The sequence below is a fragment of the Herbivorax alkaliphila genome (genome assembly GCF_030848475.1).
Taxonomy (GTDB): Bacteria; Bacillota; Clostridia; order Acetivibrionales; family Acetivibrionaceae; genus Herbivorax.
The window spans coordinates 1-24,696 of sequence record NZ_JAVDDS010000050.1 but is presented as its reverse complement, the minus strand read 5'-3'; the positions used below and the strand labels follow the sequence as shown (position 1 = coordinate 24,696).

Below are 24,696 nucleotides of genomic sequence, written 5' to 3'. Positions count from 1 at the left end.
GAAAATTTGCTGTCCTCTCATGAATTTTTCCCATATTTCAAGTATTTTAAAAATGTTGTTTATCTTTTTCACTTTAAATCTATTTCTATTTTTTATACAAATCTATCATCAGACCATCGTATTCATCTGCAATCTTTCTAACTGCTAGAATATTATGAGTATGATAAACTGTATCTCCATATTCATCCTTTTCTGTTCCTGCAATTAATTTGCTTTTTTTTAATTCAGATACAAAAAATTTTATTTCTCCTTTTCTAATCCCAGTTTCTACTATTGAAAATTTATTCATTTTTACAAACCTCCTGTCTAAAGTAGTTTTATTAAAATTATGACAGCATCAAACTCAAGCCCTTTAGCTAAATAATTTATTAAGTCAACAAAAGTTTATACGTGCCTATAGACTATAAATCGGTAGACTTTTTTGATGCCAGAAAGCAATGCACTTTCTTAGCCACTAAAAAGATGTCTTGACTCTCAAAAGCCAAAACATCTATAACAACAATTAATATATTAACATTAATTTATGTCAATTTCAAATGTACAGTTTACAATCAAATCATCAAACTCTTCTTCAAGAAATTCCAGTTGTTCATTTCCATTTCCATCAATATAGTTAATCATATATGTCATCTTTGCATCTGAACCACTGTAGATAAATTCACCAATGCTGGTATACCTTACTCTTACATTAAATCCAACCTTATCTAATACATATTGGGATCCATCAAAGTTAAATGAAACATCATCAATTATCCCGGTCAGCCTATATCTATCTTCATCTTCAAATGTTATTTCCTCTAATTCCATATTTTCAGGTACTTCTTCAACCACAACACCAACAGGAAATACTTTCTCAAAGGCAACACCATTTAAGCTTGTATCAAAAACTGTTGTCATATAAATGCTGTCATATATTCCTGAAAGCTGTGATATAGAATCAGCTTTATAAAAATGCTTGCCGGTAGAACTTACCCTTCTAGCTCCACTAGATAATGCAATTTGATCTAGCGGGTTTTCAATATCATTATCCTCAGATGAAAAGTCAATAAATACAGGTGTAATATTTTGATTGTTTACACTATCTCCTATTGCTTTTGCATATTCTAAAGAATTAGTATCACCACCTATATTTCCCTCTCCTTCTAAATAAACAGCATCACCATCATCCAGCATAAATTCCTCTCCATAAGAATTATTACTTGTCCATTTATTTGGAGCAGATCCAGTAAGAACAACCATGTGTTTAGAAGCATATTGGAAAGTCTGATTAGGATCATTTAATAAATATTTAGCTCTTCTTATACCGTCACCCATATTACTCTCTCCTGTTACTGGAGATTCAATATCTTCAATTTTACTCTTTAAAATTTCTGCATTTTCTTCTAAAGATACATCATATAATTCAAAGTCATTGTCATTTGCAGAGTCAGAATACTGTATTATTCCTATCTTAGTTCTAGTTCCCACAAATCTATCAACAAAATTTTTAGCTGCATTTTTAATAGCGTGAAGGTAATTTATTCCCTGAAAGTATTCATCTTTAATTCCTTCATACTTATTATCTGGATTGTTAACTTCCAGATTAGCTGCTGTAAAATCAAAGTTTTTAGCTGCCAAACTTCCATTTATAACATTACTGTTACCTAAAAATCTAACCTTCCCCGTTTCTGGATCATCTGGATCTCCAGGTGCATAAGCTATTCCATTTATCTCTGAACTGTTAGTCTCAAAATTTATATTTCCCTCTATTGAATATATAAACAAGTTATCATTAGGCCCTGATGGGCTAATATCATCTCCCTGAATAGTAATATCACCATCCGCCATCAAAAAACCATCACTTTCATTGTTTATTTGTGGTAGAGATATTAAAAGATCTCCCATAAAATACATTGAAGATTCTATATTTAAAGTCATGCCACTATCTGCAATAATTTCAAACTTACCTTCTTTATCTAAGTATCTTATATTAATATCTTCTTGTCCAGGCATTGGTTGAGGTTCATCTTCATAGTTTTCAGGATTAAATATTTTACTATCTTCTAGTATTTTTGTCTCAAAACGCGGCATTTCTACAGGAACATTAAGATTTTCAAATTCCCCCACATTAATTATTGGACTTGTAATATGAGTTGAAAATGATGAGCACTTCCCAGTAATTCCAAGAGTATTTACCGTACATATAAACTCTCTTGAATATGTACTTCCATCTATATCTATTTCATATCCTTGTAGCGATAATGTTTCATGAGCATAAATCCCATAATCTAACGGCCAGGGAACATTTGTCATATAGGAATTAAAGGTACCTGAATTATCTAAAACCATAACTATTTCTTTTGGTGCTTCAATTTCTCCTTCTATTAATAAGCTTCCCTCCTGTGCAATTTCCATATCTACTATTCTTCCAAGGTCAACATCTTCTAAAGTATCTCTTGATAATTGTATATTTGACTGTACATCATCAGATGGATCCGGTGTAACATTGGAATCTGTAGGAGACGGAGGTACTATCCCAAAATTCGGTGGAAATGGCCAGCTTGGCGATTCTGGTGTCGGTTCCGGCGTTGGCTCTGGGGTTGGTTCTGGTTCATCATCTAGCATTACCAAACTTACATTATCAATATAAATATCATGATATTGTTCTTCTAAACTATCTGTATATCCCAAATTAAAAGCCAGCTGGCTTGATAAGTCTGTGGAATTATTCATAACAAATTCAAATGAATAATTTTCCTCTGAAGTTCCTAGACTAAGGATTTTTTCAGAATATACGGTATAGTTTGTACCATGCCTAATTTCAACCTTGATTTCTCTGGAAACTGAACTCCATGCATCAAAAGACAGTCTGTATTTTTTTGAATTTTCAATTGGAATATCATTTTGCAACAATTTAATTGACCAATCATCATCTCCCACATTTGTTACACCTGTTCTAGAAATGCTATTACCTTCTTCATCAGCAGTAACAACATTATATGCACTAGCACCAGCAGCCCAATCTACATAGAGAGACCACTCTGTCGAACCAATTTCAAAATCACCATTTCTTATAACTTCATTTTCTGTATCAGCATATACATTACTTATTGATATATACTCTAAGCAAACACTTAGCTGCATTAATATTACAATTACAAGTACATAAATTAAACCTGTTTTTATAAATCTTTTATTCATGTAAAGCACAACTCCTCTTTCTAAAAACGTTACTTGATATACCTATTAATGAAATATAACTAGACTATAGATTGTATTCAGCAATTTTAACAAGTTTTCTATCACTGTTAAACGTCTTTACTATAATGATTTCTGGTTTAAAATCATGTGATGCAAATATAACTGCTTCAAACTTGTATTTATCTCCCTCCTCTCCTTTTATGTTGGAAAATCCACTTGCAATTCTTTTTGATCTATCATAAGCTTCAAATACCATTACCCTTCCATCTTGATTGCTTTTTCCATTAACAGTTATAACTCTTCCATCGCTAGTTATATCTACACTTTCTATGGAAAATTCAAATTCATTAAAATACGCCGTATCTCCTAGATTATATCTGTCAAATACATAGGTAATATAAACTGTTCTTGTGTCTCCATCCCATGAAACCTCACCCCCAGAGTTTTCCGCAACAAACCTTAATGGTACAAAAGTTCTCCCATTAACAATTTCAGCAGGTACATCTAATGTTCTCCTGTATCCATTTACATATGAATAACTCTCTCCAATTTCAATGATAATTTCTGTAGTATCATTTTTTGCATAAACCGTTTTATTTGAAGCATTCCAACTTACATCTAAGTTCATAGCCTCAAATATTACTCTAAAAGGTACCATTGTCCTTCCCTCTTTGATGTACGGTTCAACATCAAATTGGAGTAACTCTTCGTTTAAATACACGCTTATTTCACTTTCTGCATACACCTCAGGGCTTAAGATACTACAGGAAAACAATACTACAACTATTAATGTTACTACTGCTAATATTTTTTTCATAATAGACCCCCGTTTTGTTTTAGATTTTTAATACATTGTAACTTTTAAGTATGCTTATTATCAGCCTATATCTACAGACATTGTTATATATAAAGTTAAGTCATCAAGATTTTTTGTTATCATATAATTAACTTCTTCACCATTTTCATCTAAATAATTTATTGTATAACTAATACTTCCATCTGTTCCCTTATAATTTACCTCTCCGGCTGTAACATATCTTACTTGTACATCAAAGCTAAACTTATCCATAATATACCTATCTCCATCAAAGTTAAGTGATACATCATTAAATACTCCAGTTACTTTATCCCTGAATCCTCCATTAAGCTCCAAGCTTTCTACTTCCATACCCTCAGGCACTTCAATAACTCTGACTCCTTCAGGAAAAATTTCTTGGTATTTTATTTTATCCAACATCAAAGAGTACATTATTTCAAGTTCAATGCTGTCAAAAATATCTGGAAGCTCTAATATTGAGTCTGGACTATAAAATTTTCTTCCCGTATCAGTAACTGTTTTTGAACCACTTGCATTTGCAATTTCTTCTAATTTGTTTTGTACATCTTCATCAGAAGAAAAATCTATATATATTGTCTCAATATTATCTGACTCTATATTATTTCCTATTGTCTTTGCATATTCTAAGGAGCTTCCATCACTGTCAGACGTTCCATCACCCATAATATGAATTGCATCACCAATAGTTGTTTTAGCTTCTGTTCCTAAAGGATTATTGCTTGTCCACTTGTTAGGTGCTGAGCCTGAAAGAACAATCATATGTTTCATACTGTGCTCGCTAGTTTGTGAAGAATTAGTTAAGATATGATTTGCTCTTCTTAATGCATCCCCCATATTGCTAAACCCTTCAGTAGTAGAGGTTATATTATCTATTTTATTTTTCAACAATTCATCATTACCTTCAACTGATAAATCATAAAGGTTAAAGTCATTAGCATTAGCACTATCTGAATATTGAATCACTGCCATCTTTGTTTGAGTACCTGATAAACTGTTAATTAACTCTTTTGCCGATTGCTTAATAGAGTCAAGATACGTTGATTTTTGAAAATATTTTGTTTTAATTTCCTCTAAATCATTAATATCATGATTAAAAACTACATCTCCTGCTTGAAAAGTAAAATTCTGCGCTGCCATGCTTCCACTTATGATATTTCCATTTCCTTTAAATACAATCTCACCACTTGTCTCAGGTTCAGAAGGATTTCCTGGAGCATATGCAATTCCTTTTATTTCTGAATCAGAAGAGTAAAAGCTTATATTTCCATTTATTGAATAAAGATTTAATCTATTGTTATCCTCTGTATATGAAAGTTGATGTCCCTCTACATCAATATCCCCGTCTGCAACTAGAAACCCTTGACTTGTATTGACTACTTCATCAAGAGTTATTTGTATATTACCTTTAAAGTACATGGAAGAGTCAATATTAAAAGTTTGTTCATAATCTGATGTTATTATAAAGGTATCTATATCAGATTCGTATCTAATATGTATACCTTCCTGACCTGGCATGTCCTTAACTTCATCATGAGGAAAAAAAACATCAGGATCAAAGTAATAATCAGCACCATAAGCCTCTACCATTAATTCCGAATGAAAATACGGCATATCAACATGATCTGAATAAGGCAATTCATTTTCTATATGTGCATTACCTGATATTGTTTTTTCTTTAAAAGTAGCTGCATCTGTAATAGTAAAGTTTCCTGCTAAACTAATTAAATTTCTAGAATAAGTACTTCCATTTATATATACATCATTACCTGTAAAGTGAAGAGTATCAAGTGCATAAATTCCATAGTCAAAAGGTGTTACAATATCTTCTGTATAAGAGCTCAGACTTCCAGAATTATCCATCACAAGTGCTATTTCTTTTTGCTGTTCTATTACATTAGTTTTAGAAAACTCAGCTTCCTGTGATATCTGAATATCTGAATAATCGCCAAACTCCACTTCACTTTCAACAATTCTTGATAAATTAATATCATAATACATATCTTCTCCTTCATAATTTAAAGCTTCCACATCAGGCGTAGGAGAAGTTTCTGGTTCTGAGGTTGGTTCTGGCGTTGCTTCCGATGTTGGTTGTGCTGTTGGTTCTGGCGTTGGTTCTGCTGTTGGTTCTGCTGTTGGTTCTGGCGTTTTTGATCCAGATTCTGAATGTGGTTCAATCCCACTAACAAGATTATCATTCAAATAACCTGTAACTTTATTCCATGGTGCATATTCAGTATTTGTAGTAGAAAATGAATAATCGTTAGTTTGATCAAAAGTTCCGCTGTAATAGGAATGATGTAATCTTGATTGAATTACAGTCGAATTTCCTGGTAAAAGCATACCTGTTGTGTCATCAAAACCAATTTCAACATATTTATCTGCATCAGTTGCCGAAATTGAATTAATTGAATAAATTATATTACTATTAATTTCCACACCTTCATTTCCTGCATGGTCAATCGACAGGGTAAGGGGGGATACACCATCATCAGTAAAATAATATCTTAATTTTACATCAGAAAGATTTAAGCTTTCTGAACTTACGTTAGTAACTTTAAAATTTATTGAAATGGTTTGAGTAAATGAATCAGTATTGTTATTTAAAAATGTCACTTCGATATTACTTTCAGTCGCTCCATAAGCATTTTTAATTACTGGTGGGGACGTAAGAACTGCGATAATTAGAACTGCTAAGACCACCTTTGAAAAGAATAAATTATAGATATTTTTGCACATAAAAACTACCTCCTCAACCTATCACCAAACAAAATAATTTTTTATAATAACAATAAAGTTAACTTCAATGTTAGCTGCGACGAAAATAACAACGATTAGTGGTAAAACAAAAGGTGAACACTTAAGGAAGTACTATCTTAAGATTTTATATTACATTATACATATATTATACACCATAATATATATGTAGGTCAATGTTTTAGGATATTATTGCCATCTACACAACAAGTGTCCTGTCCCTACGTAATAAACTTCACCACCAGTACCGGGTGTATATACTAAATGTGAAAAACAATATTCCAGAAACTAAAGTTACGCAGTTTAGAGCCTGTAAATACTCGATTTTCATTCACATAAATAACATGCACACTAGTATCTCCATTTATAGACGCATAACCTGCCGGTTCATCTAAAGGTGGTGAAACAGGGGATCAGGCATTGATTTTTGTTAAATTTTAAACAATACTAGGTAAAGAAAAAGCTGTTTCTTCTTTATTAGCTTTAGCTAAACGAGTTCACTAGATGAGATTTTTAAATAAGATACTTTGTACCACCATGCTTAAATGGAGAATTTTAAAAATCAATATACTCTGCTTAAAAATGATTTTGTTCTTTCATTTTGAGGATTATCAAATAATTCTTCCGGCGTCCCCTCTTCAACTATTACACCTTCATCCATGAAAATAACCCTGTCTGCTACTTCTTTGGCAAAGCCCATTTCATGTGTTACTACAACCATAGTCATCTTTTCTCTTGCTAAATCTTTCATAACATTCAAAACTTCCCCAACTAATTCTGGATCAAGAGCAGATGTAGGTTCATCAAAGAGCATTACATCTGGTTTCATAGCCAAAGATCTGGCTATAGCAACTCTTTGTTTTTGTCCTCCTGAAAGCATTGCAGGATAAATATACTTCTTATCATCTAACCCAACTTTTTCAAGTAATTCATCTGCCAAAATCACAGCTTCGTCCTTTGACATTCTTTTTACCTGTATAGGTCCTTCTATTACATTTTGAAGAACAGTCATATGAGGAAACAAATTAAAATGTTGAAAAACCATACCAACTTTTTGCCTCATCTCATTAATAAGCTTTTGCTTTCTCTCTATTCGATTGCCTTCAATATAAATATTACCTTTTTGACTTTTTTCCAAAAAATTAATACATCGCAAAAGTGTACTTTTTCCTGAACCACTTGGTCCAATAATTACAACAACTTCCCCTTCTTCAACAGATAAATCAATTCCCTTTAAAACTTCAAGTTTACCAAAACGTTTATGTAAATTTTTTATTTCAACCATTTTAAAATCACTTATCTTGGTCAAATTTCTCACTCCTATCTATCACTTACTGCTAATTTTTTCTCCACTTTGTGAACTATAAAACTCAAAATAGATGTTATTATAAGATAATAAATACCTGCTATAAGTAAATATTCAAGATAATTAAAAGTAGATGAACCCATTTCTCTTCCTTTTCGTGTAAGCTCACTTACTGCAACTGCACTTGCAAGTGAAGAATCCTTTGTAGCTATAACAAGCTGATTTCCCAAAGGAGGCACTGCTCGCTTAAATGCTTGAGGCAATATTACCCTTTTCATAGCCTGAATTTTAGTCATTCCCAATGATCTAGCAGCCTCTTTTTGCCCAATATCTATTGATTTAATTGAACCTCTAAAAATCTCAGCTATATATGCTCCATTATGTAATCCAAAGGCAATAGCTGCCGAAGTAAATGCATTCAGAGTTACAATAGCTGTAATACCATAATATATTATAAGCAACTGTAAAAGAATAGGCGTTCCTCTTATAACAGTTATATATAACGTAGAAGGATAATATAATATTTTATATTTAGATAATCTGGCAAGAGCAGCAAACAGACCTATTATCAATCCAATAACTATAGCTGTTATAGTTATTCTAAGTGTCTCTATTGCCGCTGGTAGAAATACCCAAAAATCATTTAAAATAATGCTAAATTCATATGTTTCTGTTATATTTTCTGCTATACCTTTAAAATAGTCAATTAAAAACAATTCAAATAAACCTCCCTAACAATTCAAAAGAACATTTTTTCTACTTGAACCTTTGTCTTTATAAAATACAATGCATGGTAATTACCATGCATTGTATTTTATCTAAAATTTATTCTAAATCCTCTGGTCCATTAATATCCGAATCCTCTAAAACAATCAATTGAGCACCTGAGTAATAATAAGGATCTGTAAAATCAACTGTTTCAAGTCTTCTCTCAGTAATTGCCATACTGCCGAAAATACCATCATATCTTTCGCTTCTAAGACCTTCTATGATACCATCCCAGTCAGTAGTAACAGGTTTATATTCCACTCCTAAACGATTGGCAACCTCTTTTCCAATATCAATATCAAATCCTGTAAGTTCTCCATCTCCATCGTAATAATTAAAAGGTGCATAACCTCCGCTCATAGCAAAGCTTATTTCTCCTGCATCCAAAACTCTTTGCAAGCTGTCATCATCTGCTGGTTCTTCATCAGGAAAAGTTTCTTCATAGTCTATACCTTCTAACACATCTCTGCCAAAATACTTATCACTTATCTCTGCATATGCACCATCAGCAATCATATCTGCTAAAGCTTCATTTATAGCTTGTCTTAATGTGTCATCTCCCTTTCTTATTGCAACACCTATTATTTCTTCATATAAATATTCACCTGCAAGCTTCATGTTATCATAGCCTGCATTGGTAATTGCATTAAGCCCTACAAGTCTGTCAGTAACAACAGCGTCTATTCTGCCTCTGTCAAGATCCATCAACGTGCCATTGTCGTCATCGTATGTATTAATATTACTGACTTTTGAAAAGTTTTCTTCCACGTACTCTGCATAGGTAGTTCCTGTTGTAACACCCACCTGTATTCCTTCTTGTCCACACCCCACAAAAATAAAAGATGTTAAAATTATAACAAGCATAATACTTGTCAACTTAAAATTATACTTCATTTTTACTCCCTCCTAAAAATATGAAACCTAAATATATTATTGTAGCATACTGCCAAAACCATTTTACTTAATTTCCACTGTTGACGCAAAACTCGTATACATAGATAATTTATAGTAAGTAGGTATACAATAGAAGTTACCCCTTTATACCTAAATATACTTAATTATCCCCTCACATTATAGCCCAAACCATAATATTACTTTAATTTAAATATTTTTACATAACTTTTTTAAATACCATTACTAGTTTTCAAAAGTGTACATTAACATTTACTCTTTAGCTAAAGAATGCCTTACAAATAATGCTCTATTCTCAAAAGTAAAATCCCAATAATTCAACAGATTTTAGACAATTCGAACTGAATGTTATTTTTTAACTTTTACTAAGCAAGTTAACTATAAAGATAATATTTTACTTATTTTAATCATATCTTCCGGTAGTGTTTTTTTCATTTCCAAAGCTTCATTTATATCTATGTCAGTTACAACACCATCTTTCAAAGATATTATTCTATTTTTTCCATTATTTTTCAAAACTTCTACTGCTCTTACCCCCATGACACTTGCAGTAACTCTGTCATGTACAGTAGGGCTTCCGCCTCTTTGAATATGACCTAATATTGTTGCCCTAGCATCTATTCCTGTTTTTTCCATCACTTCTTTTTCTATTTCCATAGCTTTCCCTTGAACACCTTCTGCAACAATAACAATATAGTGTTTTTTGCCTCTGTTTCTAGCTTCAATTATAGGTTTAATTACATCTCTATCCATATCAAGAGAATTTGCCATCTCAGGTAAAATAACCGATTCCGCACCACCTGAAATACCAACATTCAATGCAATATATCCTGCATGTCTTCCCATAACCTCTAAAATACTGCATCTTTCATGAGAATAGGCAGTGTCACGTATCTTGTCCAATGCATCCTGTACTGTATTTAAAGCAGTATCAAATCCAATGGTATAATCAGTTGAAGCAATATCATTGTCAATTGTACCTGGAATCCCTATTACATTTATTCCTAGTTCACTAAGAGCCCTTGCCCCTCTATATGAGCCATCTCCTCCAATTACAACAATAGCATCAATACCAAAAACATTTGCCATTGAAATTGCTTTTTTCTGCCCTTGTTCAGTTTTAAACTGTGGGGATCTTGCAGTCTGTAAAATAGTACCTCCTCTATGTAGTATATCCCCCACCGTTCTAGCATTCATTTGATGAACATCACCACGAATAAGACCTTCATAGCCTTTTCTAATACCAAAAACCTTGAAACCATAATAAAGCCCTGCCCTCACAACAGACCTTATTGCAGCGTTCATTCCCGGGGCATCTCCCCCACTGGTTAAAACCCCCATTGTCTTTATATTATTCAAAAACTGCACCTCCTTCTCCTTATAAATATTTTAACCCGTGTTAATCAAATCAATAACACGGGACAAAATAAAGAAGAATATATTTATAAATTTTAATATCCTTTTTCAATAATTACACTGTGAGCCTCTTCTACCTCAGATTCAGGCACTAACACTTCATAATAATCATCATTGGTTTCACGATTTTTGCTTATAGGTCTTAATTTTACTAAAATACCTTCATTTGATAATAAATCCTGCATAGTATTAGCAATATTTTTACTTTGAGCCATATATACTACTGTCCACATATAAACACGCCCCTTTATACATTATTCACCGGAACCAATTTCTCCATGTCGACACATTACTCTAGCTTTTCCTCTTATCTTTATCGCAGAAGTATTCTCGGTAAACTGGGCTATAAGTAATTCACCCTTATCCAGCTTTTCTGTATGATGAAATCTTGTATCGCTGCCTCTTGTGAGACCGATAATGTTAACTCCATTTTCTTCAGCTTTTATAATAATAAAATCTCCTAATACTTTATCTATTTCTTTATCCAAATCAAACCACCTCGTCATAACTATATATTAATTTGCATCAAAAATCAATATTTATTTAAATAAAGTTTTTTCTAGCACCCAATTATACTAACTTAACATTTTCACCTCCAAATCTTTCTTTTAGTTCAGATATAACTGTCTCATTTAAATTTACCCACGAATTTCTTTCTAAAACCTTTCTTTCTTTTTCATCCTCATTGTATAAAATTACAGGAATACTACCATTAAAAAATTTCAAAAAACTAATTGTAGATTCCATAAGTTCATCGTCTATGTTGTTATTTATTTTTAAGTACAATTTTTTTATGTTCTTTTTTCTCAATGCACTTACTTCTTCACATATTATCTTTGGCTGCTCTTCTTCTCTTATACTTATCCGCCCCTTTACAAGAACGATATTTTCTTCATTTATTAAATTTGAATACCTTTCCAGTATTGATGGAAAAATAATTATCTCCATAATACCAAATAAATCTTCTAAAGTGACAAAGGCCATGAGGTTGCCATTTTTAGTAGTTTTAGTCTTTTTCGATGTAATTATCCCTCCTACATATACATTTTGACCATCAGATATCTTTTTGTAATCACCTAAAGGTATATCGGTATCTTCTCCTTCAATATTTATAGAAAGATCCGAACTTAAAAGTGTTACCCTTTCCTTTATTTCCTTTTCAAAATCCTTAAGAGGATGACCTGAAATGTATAATCCAAGCATCTCCTTTTCCATGGAAAGCAACATCTTTGTTGGATATTCTTTTATATCAGGATATATATCTTTATTGTCAGATATACGTTGAATCTCATCACTTTTATCTGAATTTTCTTTTGAAACGTCAAAAATTGAAAGTTGTCCTTCTATGCTTTTTTTCTTTCTTTGGATTATTCCATCCATTATTTTCTCATAAACAGCCAAAAGTTTTGATCTGTAAACTTTTGTCCAATCAAAAGCTCCACTTTTAATTAAACTTTCTATACACCTTTTATTGACATCTTTCCCCTCAATTCTTTCTAAAAAATCTACAAGATCTTTATAAACTCCCTCTTTCTTTCTCTCATTAATTATTGCCTTTACAGCATTTTCTCCAACATTTTTAACTGCCGTCAATCCAAATCTAATTTTACCATTTGTAACGGTAAACTTTACATTACTTTCATTTATGTCAGGTGGCAGTATCTTTATGCCTAAATTTTTACACTCATAAATATATTGTGATATTTTTTCACTACTTCCTAAAAAGCTGTTTAAAAGTGCTGCCATAAACTCAACAGGATAATAGCACTTTAGCCATGCTGTCTGAAATGCTATTACAGCATAGGCCGCTGCGTGAGATTTGTTAAAGGCATAGCTTGCAAAATCCATCATTTCATCAAATATTTTATTGGCTGTTTTTTCATCGACTCCATTTGAAACTGCACCTTTTACTATTACTTTTCCCTCATCATCAGTTGCACCATATATAAAATTCTTTCTCTCTTCTTCCATCACACTGACCTTTTTTTTAGCCATTGCACGACGAACTAGGTCAGACCTTCCCATTGAATAACCTGCCAGGTCACGCACTATCTGCATTACCTGTTCCTGATAAACCATACATCCATATGTGACATTAAGTATGTTCTCCAAAAGAGGATGATGATATTTTATTTTTTCATTGTTTTTTTTATTTTTTATATACCTTGGAATCTGATCCATAGGTCCAGGACGGTAAAGAGATATTCCTGCTATAATATCCTCTAGGGAAGTTGGCTTAAGTTCTTTCATAAACTGGGTCATTCCTGCACTCTCAAGCTGAAAAACCCCTGTTGTTCTTCCCTCTCCTATTAGTTTGTATACATCAGAATCACTCATATCCAAAGTGTCTATATCTACTTTTTTATCATAGTTTTCATATACTAAATCCACTGCATCTCTTATTACTGTAAGAGTCCTCAGACCTAAAAAATCCATTTTTAAAAGCCCTAATTCTTCTAAAAGACCCATTGTAAACTGAGTTGTTATACTGTCATCATTTTTTTGAAGTGGTACATATTCTGTGACAGGCTCTTTTGATATTACAACACCGGCAGCATGAGTAGAGGCATGTCTTGGCATACCTTCTAGTAATCTTGCAGTGTCGATTAATTCTTTAGCTCCTTCATCATTATTATAAAAATTTTTAAGCTCGGCATTCATTTCTAAAGCTTTGTCTATATTCATTCCTATCTGAAAAGGTATCATCTTTGCTACTTTGTCAACATCTCCATACGGTATATCCAAAGCCCTTCCAACATCTCTTATTACAGCTCTAGCCGCCATAGTTCCAAATGTTATTATCTGAGCAACTCTGTCCTCTCCGTATTTTCTCACAACATAGTCTATAACTTCCTGTCTTCTCTCATAACAAAAATCAATATCAATATCCGGCATACTGACTCTTTCCGGATTTAAAAACCTTTCAAAGATAAGATTGTATTTTATAGGATCGATTGTTGTTATTCCAAGAGAATAGGATACCAAACTACCTGCTGCTGAACCTCTTCCAGGGCCTACTACTATATCATTATCCTTTGCGTATCTAATAAAATCTCCTACTATAAGAAAATAATCCACATATCCCATCTGCTTTATAACAGACAACTCATACTCTAGTCTATCTATCTTGTTCTGATCCTTACATTGATCTTTATATAGCTTCTTTAGTCCATCATAACAAAGCTTTCTTAAATATCCATATGAATCTTCCCCTTCTGGAATATCAAAGTGTGGAAGATGTAACTTGCCAAATTCAAGACTTACATTGCACATATCTGCAACTTTTACCGTATTAGAAACTGCCTCAGGAATATTTCCAAATATTTCCATCATCTCTTCAGGAGATTTTACATAAAAATCGTCTGAAGAAAAACTCATACGATCTTCATCATTTATATTTTTTCCTGTCTGTATACACAAAAGTATTTCATGTGCCTTTGCATCCTGTTTTCTCAAATAATGAGCATCATTTGTAGCAATAAGAGGAACATCAATCTCCCTGCTAAGCTTTATAAGCTGGGAATTTACAATGTTTTGCTCTTCTATACCATTACTTTGAAGTTCTAAATAAAAACTATCCTCTTCCAATATATCTTTATATTTTAAAGCAATTCTTTTAGCCTTTTCATAATTATTGCTTAAAAGTGCCCTTGGTATATCTCCTGAAAGGCAGCCACTTAAAGCAATTAATCCTTGGCTGTATTTTTCCAAAATCTCCATATCAATTCTGGGTTTGTAGTAAAACCCTTCCGTGAACCCTATAGAAACAACTTTCATTAAATTTTTATACCCAGAATTGTTTTTAGATAAAAGAACCAAATGTCCTGGTTCTGAATCTAAGCCTGCCTCTTTATCAAAACGAGATCTCTTAGACGTATAAACTTCACAACCTAAAATAGGTTTTATACCATTTTCAAAAGCCTCTTTATAAAAATCTACAGCACCATACATAACACCGTGGTCTGTAATTGCAATGCTATCCATCCCCAGTTCTTTTGTACGCCTTATAAGATCTTTAATTCTATTTGCTCCATCAAGGAGACTGTATTCTGTATGTGTATGCAAATGCACAAACTTTTGCACAGTTAATCATTCCTTTTAATCAAAAAGCATCTTCTCAATAACAGAAAGCACATTATCCTGTAAATCAGCTAACTTTTCTTTAGATTCATCCATACTACTTCCTGTCACCCCAAAATATACCTTTATTTTAGGTTCAGTACCTGATGGTCTTATACAAAACCATTCACCATCTTTTAATTCATAGTATAGAACATTTGATTGGGGTAAAGATATTTTTTCACGCACCCCACTGTCTACTTCAATTCTCTCTTTTCTATCATAATCTCTTACAGCTAAAGCTTTGTATTTGCCAAATTCTACAACATATTCTTCTCTTAGCTTTTTCATGGCAAAATTAATTCTTTCCAACCCTTCTTTTCCTTTTAATGTAAAATACTTAATTCCTTCGAGACTATGTCCATACTTTTCTAAAACCTCTAAAAAACCTTCATACAGTGACATATCCCTAGATTTATAATAAGCCGCCATTTCAGCAATCAGCATAGAGGCTAAAACTGCATCCTTATCCCTTACAAAAGTTCCTGATAAGTAGCCATAGCTTTCTTCAAAGCCAAACATAAACTTTTTATCTCCACATTCATCTAACTGCTTAATTTTTTCACCAATAAATTTAAATCCAGTCAAAACTTCTATCAATTCAACATCATAGGCCTTTACGATTTTTTTAGCAAGCTCTGTCGTAACAATGGTTTTAACCACAAAGGCATTCTCAGGCAATTCTCCGTTTTTCTTCTTTTGGGAAAGTATGTATTCAAGCATCAAACATCCTACTTGGTTACCTGTTAAAGGCACATATTCCCCCTCTTTATTTCTAACTATTACCCCCACCCTGTCAGCATCAGGATCTGTTCCAAAAATCATGTCTATATTTTCTTTTTTTGCCATTTCAATAGCCAACTCAAATGCATCTATTTCTTCAGGATTTGGATACTTTACTGTAGAAAACTGGGAATCCGGAAGTTCCTGCTCTTTTACAACTAAAACCTTCTTAAATCCTATTTCATCTAAAATCCTTCGTACAAGCTTATTACCTGCGCCATGTAAAGGTGTGAAAATTATCTTAAAATTTTCTCCCGTTTCTCTTGCCAATTCTGAATTAACACAAAGAGTCTTTAGTCTTTTTATATATTCATCATCTACTTCTTTACCAACCATATTTATTAAGCCTTCTTTAATTGCATCTTGCTCTTTTATTAAATTTACCTTTGTAATATCTTTAATTTCATTAATATGGGAAATAACCTTATTAGCACCTTCAACTGCCAACTGCCCGCCATCTTCTCCATATACCTTATATCCATTGTACTCTTTTGGATTATGACTTGCAGTTACTACAATTCCTGCTGCAGCATTAAAGTATCTTACTGCAAAAGAAAGTTCAGGTGTAGGACGTAATTCATCAAAAAGATATACTTTTATACCATTTCCAGCAAAAGCCTTTGCTGCTTCCATGGAGAATTCCGGAGACTTGTAACGGGAATCATATGCAATTACAATTCCCCTATCTTCTCCCCCAAGAGTTTTCACATAGTCTGCAAGTCCTTGAGAAGCCTTTCTTATTGTGTATTTGTTAATTCTATTAGTGCCAGCTCCTATAATTCCTCTAAGTCCACCTGTTCCAAACTCTAATTCTCTATAAAATCTTTCTTCAATTTCTTTTGGATCGTCTTTTATATCAAGTAGCTCTTCTTTTGTTTCTTTGTCAAAGTACTCATTTTCTAGCCAAAATTTATAAATTTCATTTATTTTCATGCTTACCTCTCCTATCTACTTACAATAATTTATTTGTTTTTATTTTTGAAATTTATTTCATTAATTAGTATACCATATTTTATTCATATTACAAATAACGCTCTTGCATTTATTTTCTTGCACTAGGACATGTGAATGTATGTCATTTTCGCAAGAAATGCTACAACTATAGTTTATCTTTTAAACTTTATATAATTATACACCTACTTTTAAAATAAGCTACACCTTGTCAAGTTTTAACTTACAAGGGTTTTATAAGATAATACAGGTTAACCATAAATAAATGAATATAATTAGAATTTTTAACTATATACCAAATTTTTTTGTTGTATTTAAGATTTCAGTATATTCTTTATTTATGATATAATTAAATAGTAAAACATTCTACCTCCCTTAAACAAGGTATAAGGAGATAAATAGGCTTATGAAAAAAGGCAAAATTGCCAAAAGGTGATGACGCAAAGCTATGGGTCTAAGTCAGAGTATTCTGATATGATTGCCAAGCTACCATTAAAAGACTGTTTATACTCCAATAAATATATGGGAATAGGTCTGTATTTCCTTATACCGCCTTTTTTTTAAAGTGAACTCTAAAAAATTATCCTTATAAACTAATTTTCAAAAAAATACCCTATCTGAAATCAGATAGGGTATTTTTGGCAAGTCGATTGTCTTTTATAAAATTAATAATCTATGCAAATAAATCTGTTATTTTAGGTCCGAGAACTATTAATGCTGCTATAAAAGCCACTGCAACCAATGAAATCATTAGTCCATATTCTACCATATCCTGTCCCTTTTCATTTCCTGTCAAAGCTCTTAAATACTTTAAAAACATTTTCATAATTACATTTCCACCTTTCTTTCTTGCATCTTGCTTCTACTTTGCGTAAGTAAAAAATACATTAGAATTTTAATATATAAGTGAAATTAAGTAATTAAAATACCTTACATTTATATTATAAATGCTGTGAGAACATTATACTATCCAACTAATGAACCTATTTTAATAGACTAATATTCCTATTTTAAAATAGGTTCATTAGTCTTAATACATGGTAAAATACTTAAAAGTAAGACGTATAGTATATAAATATAAAAGATTTTTATATTGTAATATTGTTTTTATAAGCATATATTGCAGCCTGTGTTCTGTCAGAAACTTTGAGTTTTTTAAATATATTTGAAACATGATTTTTAACGGTTTTTTCACTAATGTAAAGTTTTGTCGCAATTTCCTTATTAATCATTCCTTCAGCTATCAATTCTAAAACTTCTCTCTCTCTAGAAGTCAAATTATTTTCTTCACCTTTTCTATTTTCATTAAGAGTAACCCTAGTAAATTCCTTAACTAACTCTTTGGTCATATTCGCCTGAATATAAGACTGTCCATTATTTACACTCCGTATTGCTTCAATTAAAACATTTGGATCTGCATCTTTTAAAACATAGCCTTCTGCTCCCATATGCAATGTCTTAAATAAATACTCACGATCTTCATGTATAGTTAAGACAATAACCCTTGACGAAATTTTTTCATCTTTTATTTCCTTTATTGCCTGTAGTCCATTCATTCCAGGCATGTTGATATCCATTAAAATAACATCCGGAGTCTTATCCCTTGCAATACTCAATGCTTCTTCACCATTTGACGCCTGCGCTATAACAGCAATATCATTTTCCAATTCTAATATTTGCTTAAGTCCTTGTCGCACCATTGCGTGATCATCTGCAATTACAACACCTATTTTATCCATTTGAGACCTCCTCTTCAGGAATTAAAGGTACATCTATACTAATATTGGTTCCTTCACCAATAGCAGAATCAATTTCAAAATTCCCACCTAAAAGTTCCACTCTTTCTTTCATGCTAAAGAGCCCAAAACCACTATTATCACTCTCATTTTTAACAGTCATTACCGAGGCATCAAAGCCTCTCCCATCATCTGAAATATTAAGTGTTAATTCTCTTTTTAAAAACTCAAGATTTATTGTTACATTCTTTGCATTTGCATGTTTTTTTACGTTGCTTATTGCTTCTTGAACAAGTCTAAAAACGGTTAAGGAAATTATGGGTTTTAAGTCTTTGAAAAAACCTCTAGTTTTAAATACTACAATAGTATCTGACTCTTCCTGATATGTTTCAATATGCCTTTGAAGTGTCGGTATCAAACCTAAATCATCTAATGACATTGGTCTTAAATCATAAATTATCCTTCTAACATCTCGAAGTGTATTTCTGACAACAAACTTTAAATTTTTCAGTTCACTTTTTGTCTTAACTGGCTCTGATTCCACTAAGCGCTCACATATTTCTGCTTTCATAATCGCATTTGACATTGACTGAGCTGGTCCATCATGTATATCTCTGGCAACTCTTTGTCGCTCCTCTTCCTGAGCCTTTATTATTTTAAGGCCTATTAATTGCCTTTGCTGCACATCTTCTAGTTTAACACTCACTTTATGCAAGTCTCCTGTAAGACACTCTAGAGAAACACTTACGTTGGAAATAAGACTATCTGCTTTCTTTAATGTTTTATACGCTTCTTTAAGTCTAATTTCTAAGTCATTTCTTCTGTTTATGTAGTGACGTTCCATTTCTCTGCTTATAAGAAGCTGTACTCTTAACTCATCTGTTTTCTCATATGCTTTTTTAATCTTTTCCTCTGAATGTTTATCGTGATTTTTACTTAAAATCATTAATTCTTTTTTGCTTTCTTTCATTTCATTTTCTAGAAAACTAACTTTTGACATGGTTTTTAATACAAGCTTTTTTAATTCCTCAAGCTCATACTCTAATCGTCCACACTCTTTGCGTGCACCTTCTGCAATATCGTATATTTCAGATTTGCTGTTATTTATAGCTTCAACGGTCTTTTTTATTATACTATCTAAATTTGCAATATCCAGTTTAAAGTTTGCCACTTTGATACCTCTATTATTTTATAATTTTTTAAATTTAGAGAATACATCCACGAAGTTTGAAATATGTATTAAGTTATTATGTGATTTTTTAATTGAAATATTAGATATTTTTAAACTGTTTATACTATTATTCTACATATTCTTTAAAAATCCTCTATCACTTTATGGTAATCATAATTATTTTGTTGGAGAATTCAGTCAGAAAAGAAACTCCACCTAGTAAAAGGTGGAGTTATAGAATATAATCAATTTTTGTTGTTATTATGACAAACCATATCAATTATTATTACTAATGCCATTATAAAAACTTGATTCTCATCATCATCAACTTCAACACCATAGGTATCGCCAAAGGAAAAGAATTTTTTTGAAACGCTTGCTACCATAAAACCTTCTTTGTATATATTAAACTCATAGGCAAATACATCTCCCTCAATATAATACTGTCCTTTTTTAGCTGCTATTTCAAAATCATTTTTAAACAGGGCAAATTTTTTCTTAATGGAAGCCTCTAAAACTCCATCAATATATATATTATACTCTGGCAAAAATCTAAAAAGTTGCTGTTCTATATAGCATAATTCTTCTTCACCCATATTAAAAATTCTAAGTTTATTTCCAAGTGAAAGCAATTGACCTTTTACAAGATATATATCCTCTTGCCCTTCATCTTTAATTGTAAAACTGCTTCTTAATGAAAAAACTTTTTGTCTTACAATATACCTCATATAGTACCCCCCCTTAAATAGTAATCCAATTATTTTTTGAATCATATAATTTTTCTACACATTTGCTGATAAATAAAAGACTATAAAATGTTTTTAATAATAAAAACTATATGAAATCAATCAAATTGTATACCTTAAAAATTTATGACATTATTATATCATCACAATCAATAACCTGCAAATGTTTTACTTTTTATGGTATGTGTTAACTAAATGACATGTATCGTTTTTTATAGATACATATAAACAAAAATTCTCCAACAATGTTTTTTATAAATTTTTATGCTTTAAAAAATGAGAATTTATTCACTGGTATATTTTATAGACAATAAAATAAAATCATATAAGAATCTTTTTTTTAGGTGCTTCATGAACTTACTTACTTTATTAATGATAACAATAATTATTGTGGCTTTTTTTACAAGAAAAACGCCTTATATAATCTATTTAAAATCATTTTTGCTCCCGACAATATGTATTGCTTTTATAATGCTGCTTATTGTTTTTTCCAATACAGCTGTAGAATCTGCACAAAAAGGGTTAAACCTATGGCTAAAAGTAGTACTTCCTTCATTGTTTCCTTTTTTTGTGGCATCAGATATTCTAAATAAGACAGGTTTTATTAAAACTATGGGAATACTTTTAGAGCCTGTAATGCGCCCTCTTTTTAATGTTCCCGGTTGTGGTTCCTTTGCTCTGGCTATGGGGTTAACTAGTGGTTACCCTGTTGGTGCTAAACTTGCCTCAAGCATGAGAAAAGAAAATCTTTTAACTAAAGTGGAATCAGAAAGATTACTGGCATTTACAAACAACTCAGGCCCTCTTTTTATTACAGGAGCTGTAGCTGTGGGAATGTTTAAAATGCCTGGTTTGGGTGTTTTACTTCTTGGCTGTCACATGCTGGCAAGCATTACTGTAGGATTATTATTCAGATTTTACAAAAAAAACTCAAAGTCAGAAAAAACAATCTACCATAAAGATCTTATTCAAAAACTAACAATAGATATAAAGCAAAGTGTAAATAATACTAAATTCAACCTTGGCAAGGTTTTAGGAGATGCAATTAAAAACGCTCTTGAAATAATGTTAACAGTAGGTGGATTTATTATTTTATTTTCAGTTATTATAGATATTTTAACTAAAACAGGTTTTATTTTATCTCTATCAAATATTGTTTTCACCTTTTTAAATTCAACCAGCATAAATAAAGAAATAATAACAGCTCTTTTAAGCGGCTTTTTTGAAATTACAACTGGAGCTGATTTAGCAAGCAGAGCAAATACTTCTTTTATTCAAAAATTAATCTCTGTAAGTATAATTATGGGCTGGGCAGGTCTTTCTGTTCATTCACAAGTTTACAGCATAGTAAGTAAAACAGACATTAGTATAAAACCATATTTATTGGGCAAGTTTCTTCAAGGGATTTTTGCAGCAATTTATATTTTTTTAGCAATAAAAATTACAGGTCTTTATTCCACGTACTCTCAACCTGCCTTTAGCACTATAAATTCCACCTCTCTTTCTTGGTACAAATACTTACATGTCTCCTGTTACAATCTTTTGATGTCAATTTTTATTGTTATATTAACAGCCTTTATAATTTTATTTTTTACTACCTTAAAAAATAAAATGTTATCGTCGAATTAGTATAGTGTAAGGAAATTTAACAAACTTAATAAACAGGAGGTTCTATTAAATGAAAAAGGTAAAAGGATTATTTTTAATCACTCTTCTATTGGCATTTTTATTCACAACATCTTTTAGCTTTATAGTAGCATATGCTGAAGAAACAGAACTACTTGATACTGAGGAAACTGCCACAGAAGACGAGGAGAAAGTTACTGATAAAGATGCGGATATGGATGATAAAGAAGACTCCGATGAAGATGCCAAAGAGAATACTGATAAAGATGCGGATATGGATGATAACGAGGACTCCGATGAAGATGCCAAAGAAAATACTGATGAAGATTCAGATATGGATGATAAAGAGGACTCCGATGAAGATGAAACTGACGAGAAAGATGTTGATGATGAAGAATCTAATGATGAAACTAACGAAAAAGGCAATAGAGGTAATAAAGGTAATAGACCATTACACTCTACAGAAGAATTTAAAGAAATTCGAAGAGAGCAAAGAGACCAAATAAGAGAGCAAAGAGATCAACTTGAAGCTCAAAAAGATATAGCTGAAAAGGAAAAGGATGAATTGGAAAAAAGGCTCAAAGAAGCAGAGAAACTCGGAGACGATGAACTGGTAGAAGAATTAAGGCAGGACTTTGCAAATAAAAAAGCAGAAATGCACCAATTACTAAACGAAAGAAAACAGACTATACATAAAATGAGGGACGCTGTTAGAAAAAATTATACTGAAGAAGAATTGAAAGAAATAGATGAAATGTCATCTAAACTAAAAGAAAAGCATAAAGATATGAAAGTTCTACCTGTTGAAAGTGTTATAGCCAGAGGAAGATCAGTAAAATTTGATACACCTCCAGTTATTAAGTCCGGCAGAACACTAATACCTGTTCGAGCTATATCTGAGGGATTTGGAGCTGAAGTTGCATGGAACTCAGAAGAACAAGAAGTAACTATTACAAAAGACCAAATTGAACTAGTTCTTAAAATAGACAGCAAAGTAGCATATGTAAATGGTGAAGAAATTGAAATTGATGCTTATTCTGAGATAATCAACAATAGAACAGTGGTTCCTTTAAGATTTATAATTGAAAACCTTGGTTTAAAAGTTAACTGGGATGATGAAACTGAAACAATAGAAATTGATGAAGATGTATCTGATGACCAAGATACTTCGGACGAGCCTGATGAAGATACATCTGATGACCAAGATACTTCGGACGAATCTGATGAAGATTCATCTGATGATCAAGATACTTCGGACGAATCTGATGAAGATTCATCTGATGACCAAGATACTTCTGACGAATCCGATGAAGATTCATCTGATGACCAAGATACTTCTGACGAATCCGATGAAGATTCATCTGATGATCAAGATACTTCTGACGAGTAAAATCAGTAACAGTCTCAATTTTTTGACAAACGGATTAAAGGCTCCCCTTTTAAAAGGGGAGTCTTTGATCCGTTTAAGCTCTATAATTTAAATCTGCTATTTTCTAAATTTAAACCTCACTCTTTACCCAATCTAAAAAATCAGACAACAAAATTTTTCCCTCATCCATTTGTATATTATCAGGAAATCCAGATGCTAATGAACACACTGCTAACTTATAAAAATTATCAATTCTATATCTTTTAAAAAAACACTTATTTAAATCATTTTGAGTATTAAAGACTATTTTATCATTTTCTTTTTTAAAAGAAATTGAACTAAGTGGTATGTAAAGACCTCTCCCGTCGGCTTTTATGTAACTTTCTTTTAGCGTCCAGAGATCAAAAAAGTATTGAAGTCTCTCACTTTCTTCCAATCTATATAAATCATCTATTTCTTTTTTTGAAAAAAATCTATCTGCTATTTTAATATCTAAATGTTTAATTTTTTCTACATCAACTCCAACAGGTCTGTCACTTATAGCACATACAACCCACTTCCCTGAATGAGATATGTTAAAATGAAAATCATCAACCCCTTTAAGATACGGTTTACCATACTCACCAGTTTCAAAAAATATTTCGTCATTTTTTATTTTTAGTTTCAAAATAACTATTTTTCTTATCAATATCTCTGCAATTAATGACCTTACTGAATCTTCATATCTTAAAAATCTTTTTATCTTGTCTTGTTTAGTTTCTGGAATGTAAGTTAGAGCCTTTTCAAAAAGCTTTTTATCCATATCATATTTTACTTCTACAGCATATACCTCAAGCACTCTCTCACCTCAAAACATCTTTAATTTGTATAAAACTTGGGACATTGACCCCTTCTCTGTTAAGTATTTCACACTTTGTAATACTTTTGACATTCTCCTCTCCCTAAAGGAAGAAGGATTCTTGCTTCACAGAGCTACTTAATGCAGACTCTCCACAAGCATAATCGGTATGCCCTACCGAAT

19 protein-coding genes and 1 riboswitch are annotated in these 24,696 nt (G+C 31.8%); of the genes, 2 read left to right on the top strand and 17 right to left on the bottom strand.

The window, feature by feature from the left end; all coding sequences use genetic code 11:
* Positions 1-85: 85 nt before the first annotated feature.
* The 16 genes from RBH29_RS14600 to RBH29_RS14525 all read right to left on the bottom strand — a co-directional run bounded on the left by RBH29_RS14600 (position 86) and on the right by RBH29_RS14525 (position 20,662).
* Positions 86-289: a hypothetical protein gene (locus RBH29_RS14600; protein ID WP_306697669.1), complete on the bottom strand. Its 204-nt coding sequence runs from the start codon at positions 287-289 to the stop codon at positions 86-88.
* A gap of 227 nt (positions 290-516) precedes the next feature.
* Entirely contained in the window at positions 517-3,180 is a 2,664-nt protein-coding gene (locus tag RBH29_RS14595; protein ID WP_306697668.1) for a carbohydrate binding domain-containing protein, read from the bottom strand.
* Positions 3,181-3,244: 64 nt separating this feature from the next.
* Complete coding sequence (locus RBH29_RS14590; protein WP_306697667.1) at positions 3,245-3,997, bottom strand: copper amine oxidase N-terminal domain-containing protein; 753 nt, start codon at positions 3,995-3,997, stop codon at positions 3,245-3,247.
* Positions 3,998-4,057: 60 nt separating this feature from the next.
* Positions 4,058-6,754, bottom strand: coding sequence for a cellulose binding domain-containing protein (locus RBH29_RS14585; RefSeq protein WP_306697666.1), 2,697 nt, complete (start codon positions 6,752-6,754; stop codon positions 4,058-4,060).
* A 580-nt stretch (positions 6,755-7,334) separates the two neighbouring features.
* The gene (locus RBH29_RS14580; protein ID WP_306697671.1) at positions 7,335-8,057 is read right to left on the bottom strand and encodes an amino acid ABC transporter ATP-binding protein; all 723 of its coding nucleotides are present in this window, start codon (positions 8,055-8,057) and stop codon (positions 7,335-7,337) included.
* A 35-nt stretch (positions 8,058-8,092) separates the two neighbouring features.
* The gene (locus RBH29_RS14575) at positions 8,093-8,794 is read right to left on the bottom strand and encodes an amino acid ABC transporter permease (protein WP_306697665.1); all 702 of its coding nucleotides are present in this window, start codon (positions 8,792-8,794) and stop codon (positions 8,093-8,095) included.
* A 109-nt stretch (positions 8,795-8,903) separates the two neighbouring features.
* Positions 8,904-9,740: a transporter substrate-binding domain-containing protein gene (locus RBH29_RS14570; RefSeq protein ID WP_306697664.1), complete on the bottom strand. Its 837-nt coding sequence runs from the start codon at positions 9,738-9,740 to the stop codon at positions 8,904-8,906.
* Between the two features lie 396 nt (positions 9,741-10,136).
* A complete protein-coding gene (gene pfkA / locus RBH29_RS14565) occupies positions 10,137-11,117 on the bottom strand; it encodes a 6-phosphofructokinase (protein ID WP_306697663.1) in 981 nt (326 codons plus the stop codon).
* 92 nt (positions 11,118-11,209) lie between these two features.
* Positions 11,210-11,407, bottom strand: a complete 198-nt coding sequence (locus RBH29_RS14560; RefSeq protein ID WP_306697662.1) for a hypothetical protein — start codon at positions 11,405-11,407, stop codon at positions 11,210-11,212.
* Positions 11,408-11,428: 21 nt separating this feature from the next.
* Entirely contained in the window at positions 11,429-11,680 is a 252-nt protein-coding gene (mtrB, locus tag RBH29_RS14555; protein WP_373463343.1) for a trp RNA-binding attenuation protein MtrB, read from the bottom strand.
* Positions 11,681-11,744: 64 nt separating this feature from the next.
* Positions 11,745-15,257: a DNA polymerase III subunit alpha gene (locus RBH29_RS14550; protein ID WP_306697661.1), complete on the bottom strand. Its 3,513-nt coding sequence runs from the start codon at positions 15,255-15,257 to the stop codon at positions 11,745-11,747.
* Between the two features lie 15 nt (positions 15,258-15,272).
* Positions 15,273-17,009 (bottom strand): phospho-sugar mutase, encoded by a 1,737-nt coding sequence (locus RBH29_RS14545; RefSeq protein ID WP_306697660.1) that lies wholly within the window; start codon positions 17,007-17,009, stop codon positions 15,273-15,275.
* Between the two features lie 423 nt (positions 17,010-17,432).
* Positions 17,433-17,521, top strand: a riboswitch (cyclic di-GMP riboswitch).
* A gap of 179 nt (positions 17,522-17,700) precedes the next feature.
* On the bottom strand, positions 17,701-17,853 hold the full coding sequence (locus RBH29_RS14540) for a Flp family type IVb pilin (protein ID WP_306697659.1): 153 nt from the start codon (positions 17,851-17,853) through the stop codon (positions 17,701-17,703).
* A 262-nt stretch (positions 17,854-18,115) separates the two neighbouring features.
* Complete coding sequence (locus tag RBH29_RS14535; RefSeq protein ID WP_306697658.1) at positions 18,116-18,766, bottom strand: response regulator; 651 nt, start codon at positions 18,764-18,766, stop codon at positions 18,116-18,118.
* On the bottom strand, positions 18,759-19,934 hold the full coding sequence (locus tag RBH29_RS14530) for a sensor histidine kinase (protein ID WP_306697657.1): 1,176 nt from the start codon (positions 19,932-19,934) through the stop codon (positions 18,759-18,761). The genes RBH29_RS14535 and RBH29_RS14530 overlap by 8 nt, the downstream gene beginning before the upstream one ends.
* Before the next feature lie 245 nt (positions 19,935-20,179).
* The gene (locus RBH29_RS14525; protein WP_306697656.1) at positions 20,180-20,662 is read right to left on the bottom strand and encodes an LURP-one-related/scramblase family protein; all 483 of its coding nucleotides are present in this window, start codon (positions 20,660-20,662) and stop codon (positions 20,180-20,182) included.
* Positions 20,663-20,956: 294 nt separating this feature from the next.
* On the opposite strand from RBH29_RS14525, the gene ylbJ reads away from it, so the two are divergent.
* Both ylbJ and RBH29_RS14515 read left to right on the top strand, forming a co-directional pair.
* Complete coding sequence (gene ylbJ, locus RBH29_RS14520; protein ID WP_459076793.1) at positions 20,957-22,309, top strand: sporulation integral membrane protein YlbJ; 1,353 nt, start codon at positions 20,957-20,959, stop codon at positions 22,307-22,309.
* A gap of 49 nt (positions 22,310-22,358) precedes the next feature.
* The gene (locus RBH29_RS14515) at positions 22,359-23,696 is read left to right on the top strand and encodes a copper amine oxidase N-terminal domain-containing protein (protein ID WP_306697654.1); all 1,338 of its coding nucleotides are present in this window, start codon (positions 22,359-22,361) and stop codon (positions 23,694-23,696) included.
* Between the two features lie 109 nt (positions 23,697-23,805).
* On the opposite strand, the gene RBH29_RS14510 is transcribed toward RBH29_RS14515, so the two are convergent.
* Positions 23,806-24,513 (bottom strand): 4'-phosphopantetheinyl transferase family protein, encoded by a 708-nt coding sequence (locus tag RBH29_RS14510; RefSeq protein WP_306697653.1) that lies wholly within the window; start codon positions 24,511-24,513, stop codon positions 23,806-23,808.
* Positions 24,514-24,696: the final 183 nt, after the last annotated feature.

Excerpts from the sequence above, each read along its gene's own strand:
- RBH29_RS14600 (WP_306697669.1), bottom strand. The coding sequence starts at position 289 with ATGAATAAATTTTCAATAGTAGAAACTGGGATTAGAAAAGGAGAAATA.
- RBH29_RS14595 (WP_306697668.1), bottom strand. The coding sequence starts at position 3,180 with ATGAATAAAAGATTTATAAAAACAGGTTTAATTTATGTACTTGTAATT.
- RBH29_RS14590 (WP_306697667.1), bottom strand. The coding sequence starts at position 3,997 with ATGAAAAAAATATTAGCAGTAGTAACATTAATAGTTGTAGTATTGTTT.
- RBH29_RS14585 (WP_306697666.1), bottom strand. The coding sequence starts at position 6,754 with ATGTGCAAAAATATCTATAATTTATTCTTTTCAAAGGTGGTCTTAGCA.
- RBH29_RS14580 (WP_306697671.1), bottom strand. The coding sequence starts at position 8,057 with ATGGTTGAAATAAAAAATTTACATAAACGTTTTGGTAAACTTGAAGTT.
- RBH29_RS14570 (WP_306697664.1), bottom strand. The coding sequence starts at position 9,740 with ATGAAGTATAATTTTAAGTTGACAAGTATTATGCTTGTTATAATTTTA.
- RBH29_RS14560 (WP_306697662.1), bottom strand. The coding sequence starts at position 11,407 with ATGTGGACAGTAGTATATATGGCTCAAAGTAAAAATATTGCTAATACT.
- mtrB (WP_373463343.1), bottom strand. The coding sequence starts at position 11,680 with ATGACGAGGTGGTTTGATTTGGATAAAGAAATAGATAAAGTATTAGGA.
- RBH29_RS14545 (WP_306697660.1), bottom strand. The coding sequence starts at position 17,009 with ATGAAAATAAATGAAATTTATAAATTTTGGCTAGAAAATGAGTACTTT.
- RBH29_RS14540 (WP_306697659.1), bottom strand. The coding sequence starts at position 17,853 with ATGAAAATGTTTTTAAAGTATTTAAGAGCTTTGACAGGAAATGAAAAG.
- RBH29_RS14535 (WP_306697658.1), bottom strand. The coding sequence starts at position 18,766 with ATGGATAAAATAGGTGTTGTAATTGCAGATGATCACGCAATGGTGCGA.
- RBH29_RS14525 (WP_306697656.1), bottom strand. The coding sequence starts at position 20,662 with ATGAGGTATATTGTAAGACAAAAAGTTTTTTCATTAAGAAGCAGTTTT.
- ylbJ (WP_459076793.1), top strand. The coding sequence starts at position 20,957 with ATGAGAATTTATTCACTGGTATATTTTATAGACAATAAAATAAAATCA.
- RBH29_RS14515 (WP_306697654.1), top strand. The coding sequence starts at position 22,359 with ATGAAAAAGGTAAAAGGATTATTTTTAATCACTCTTCTATTGGCATTT.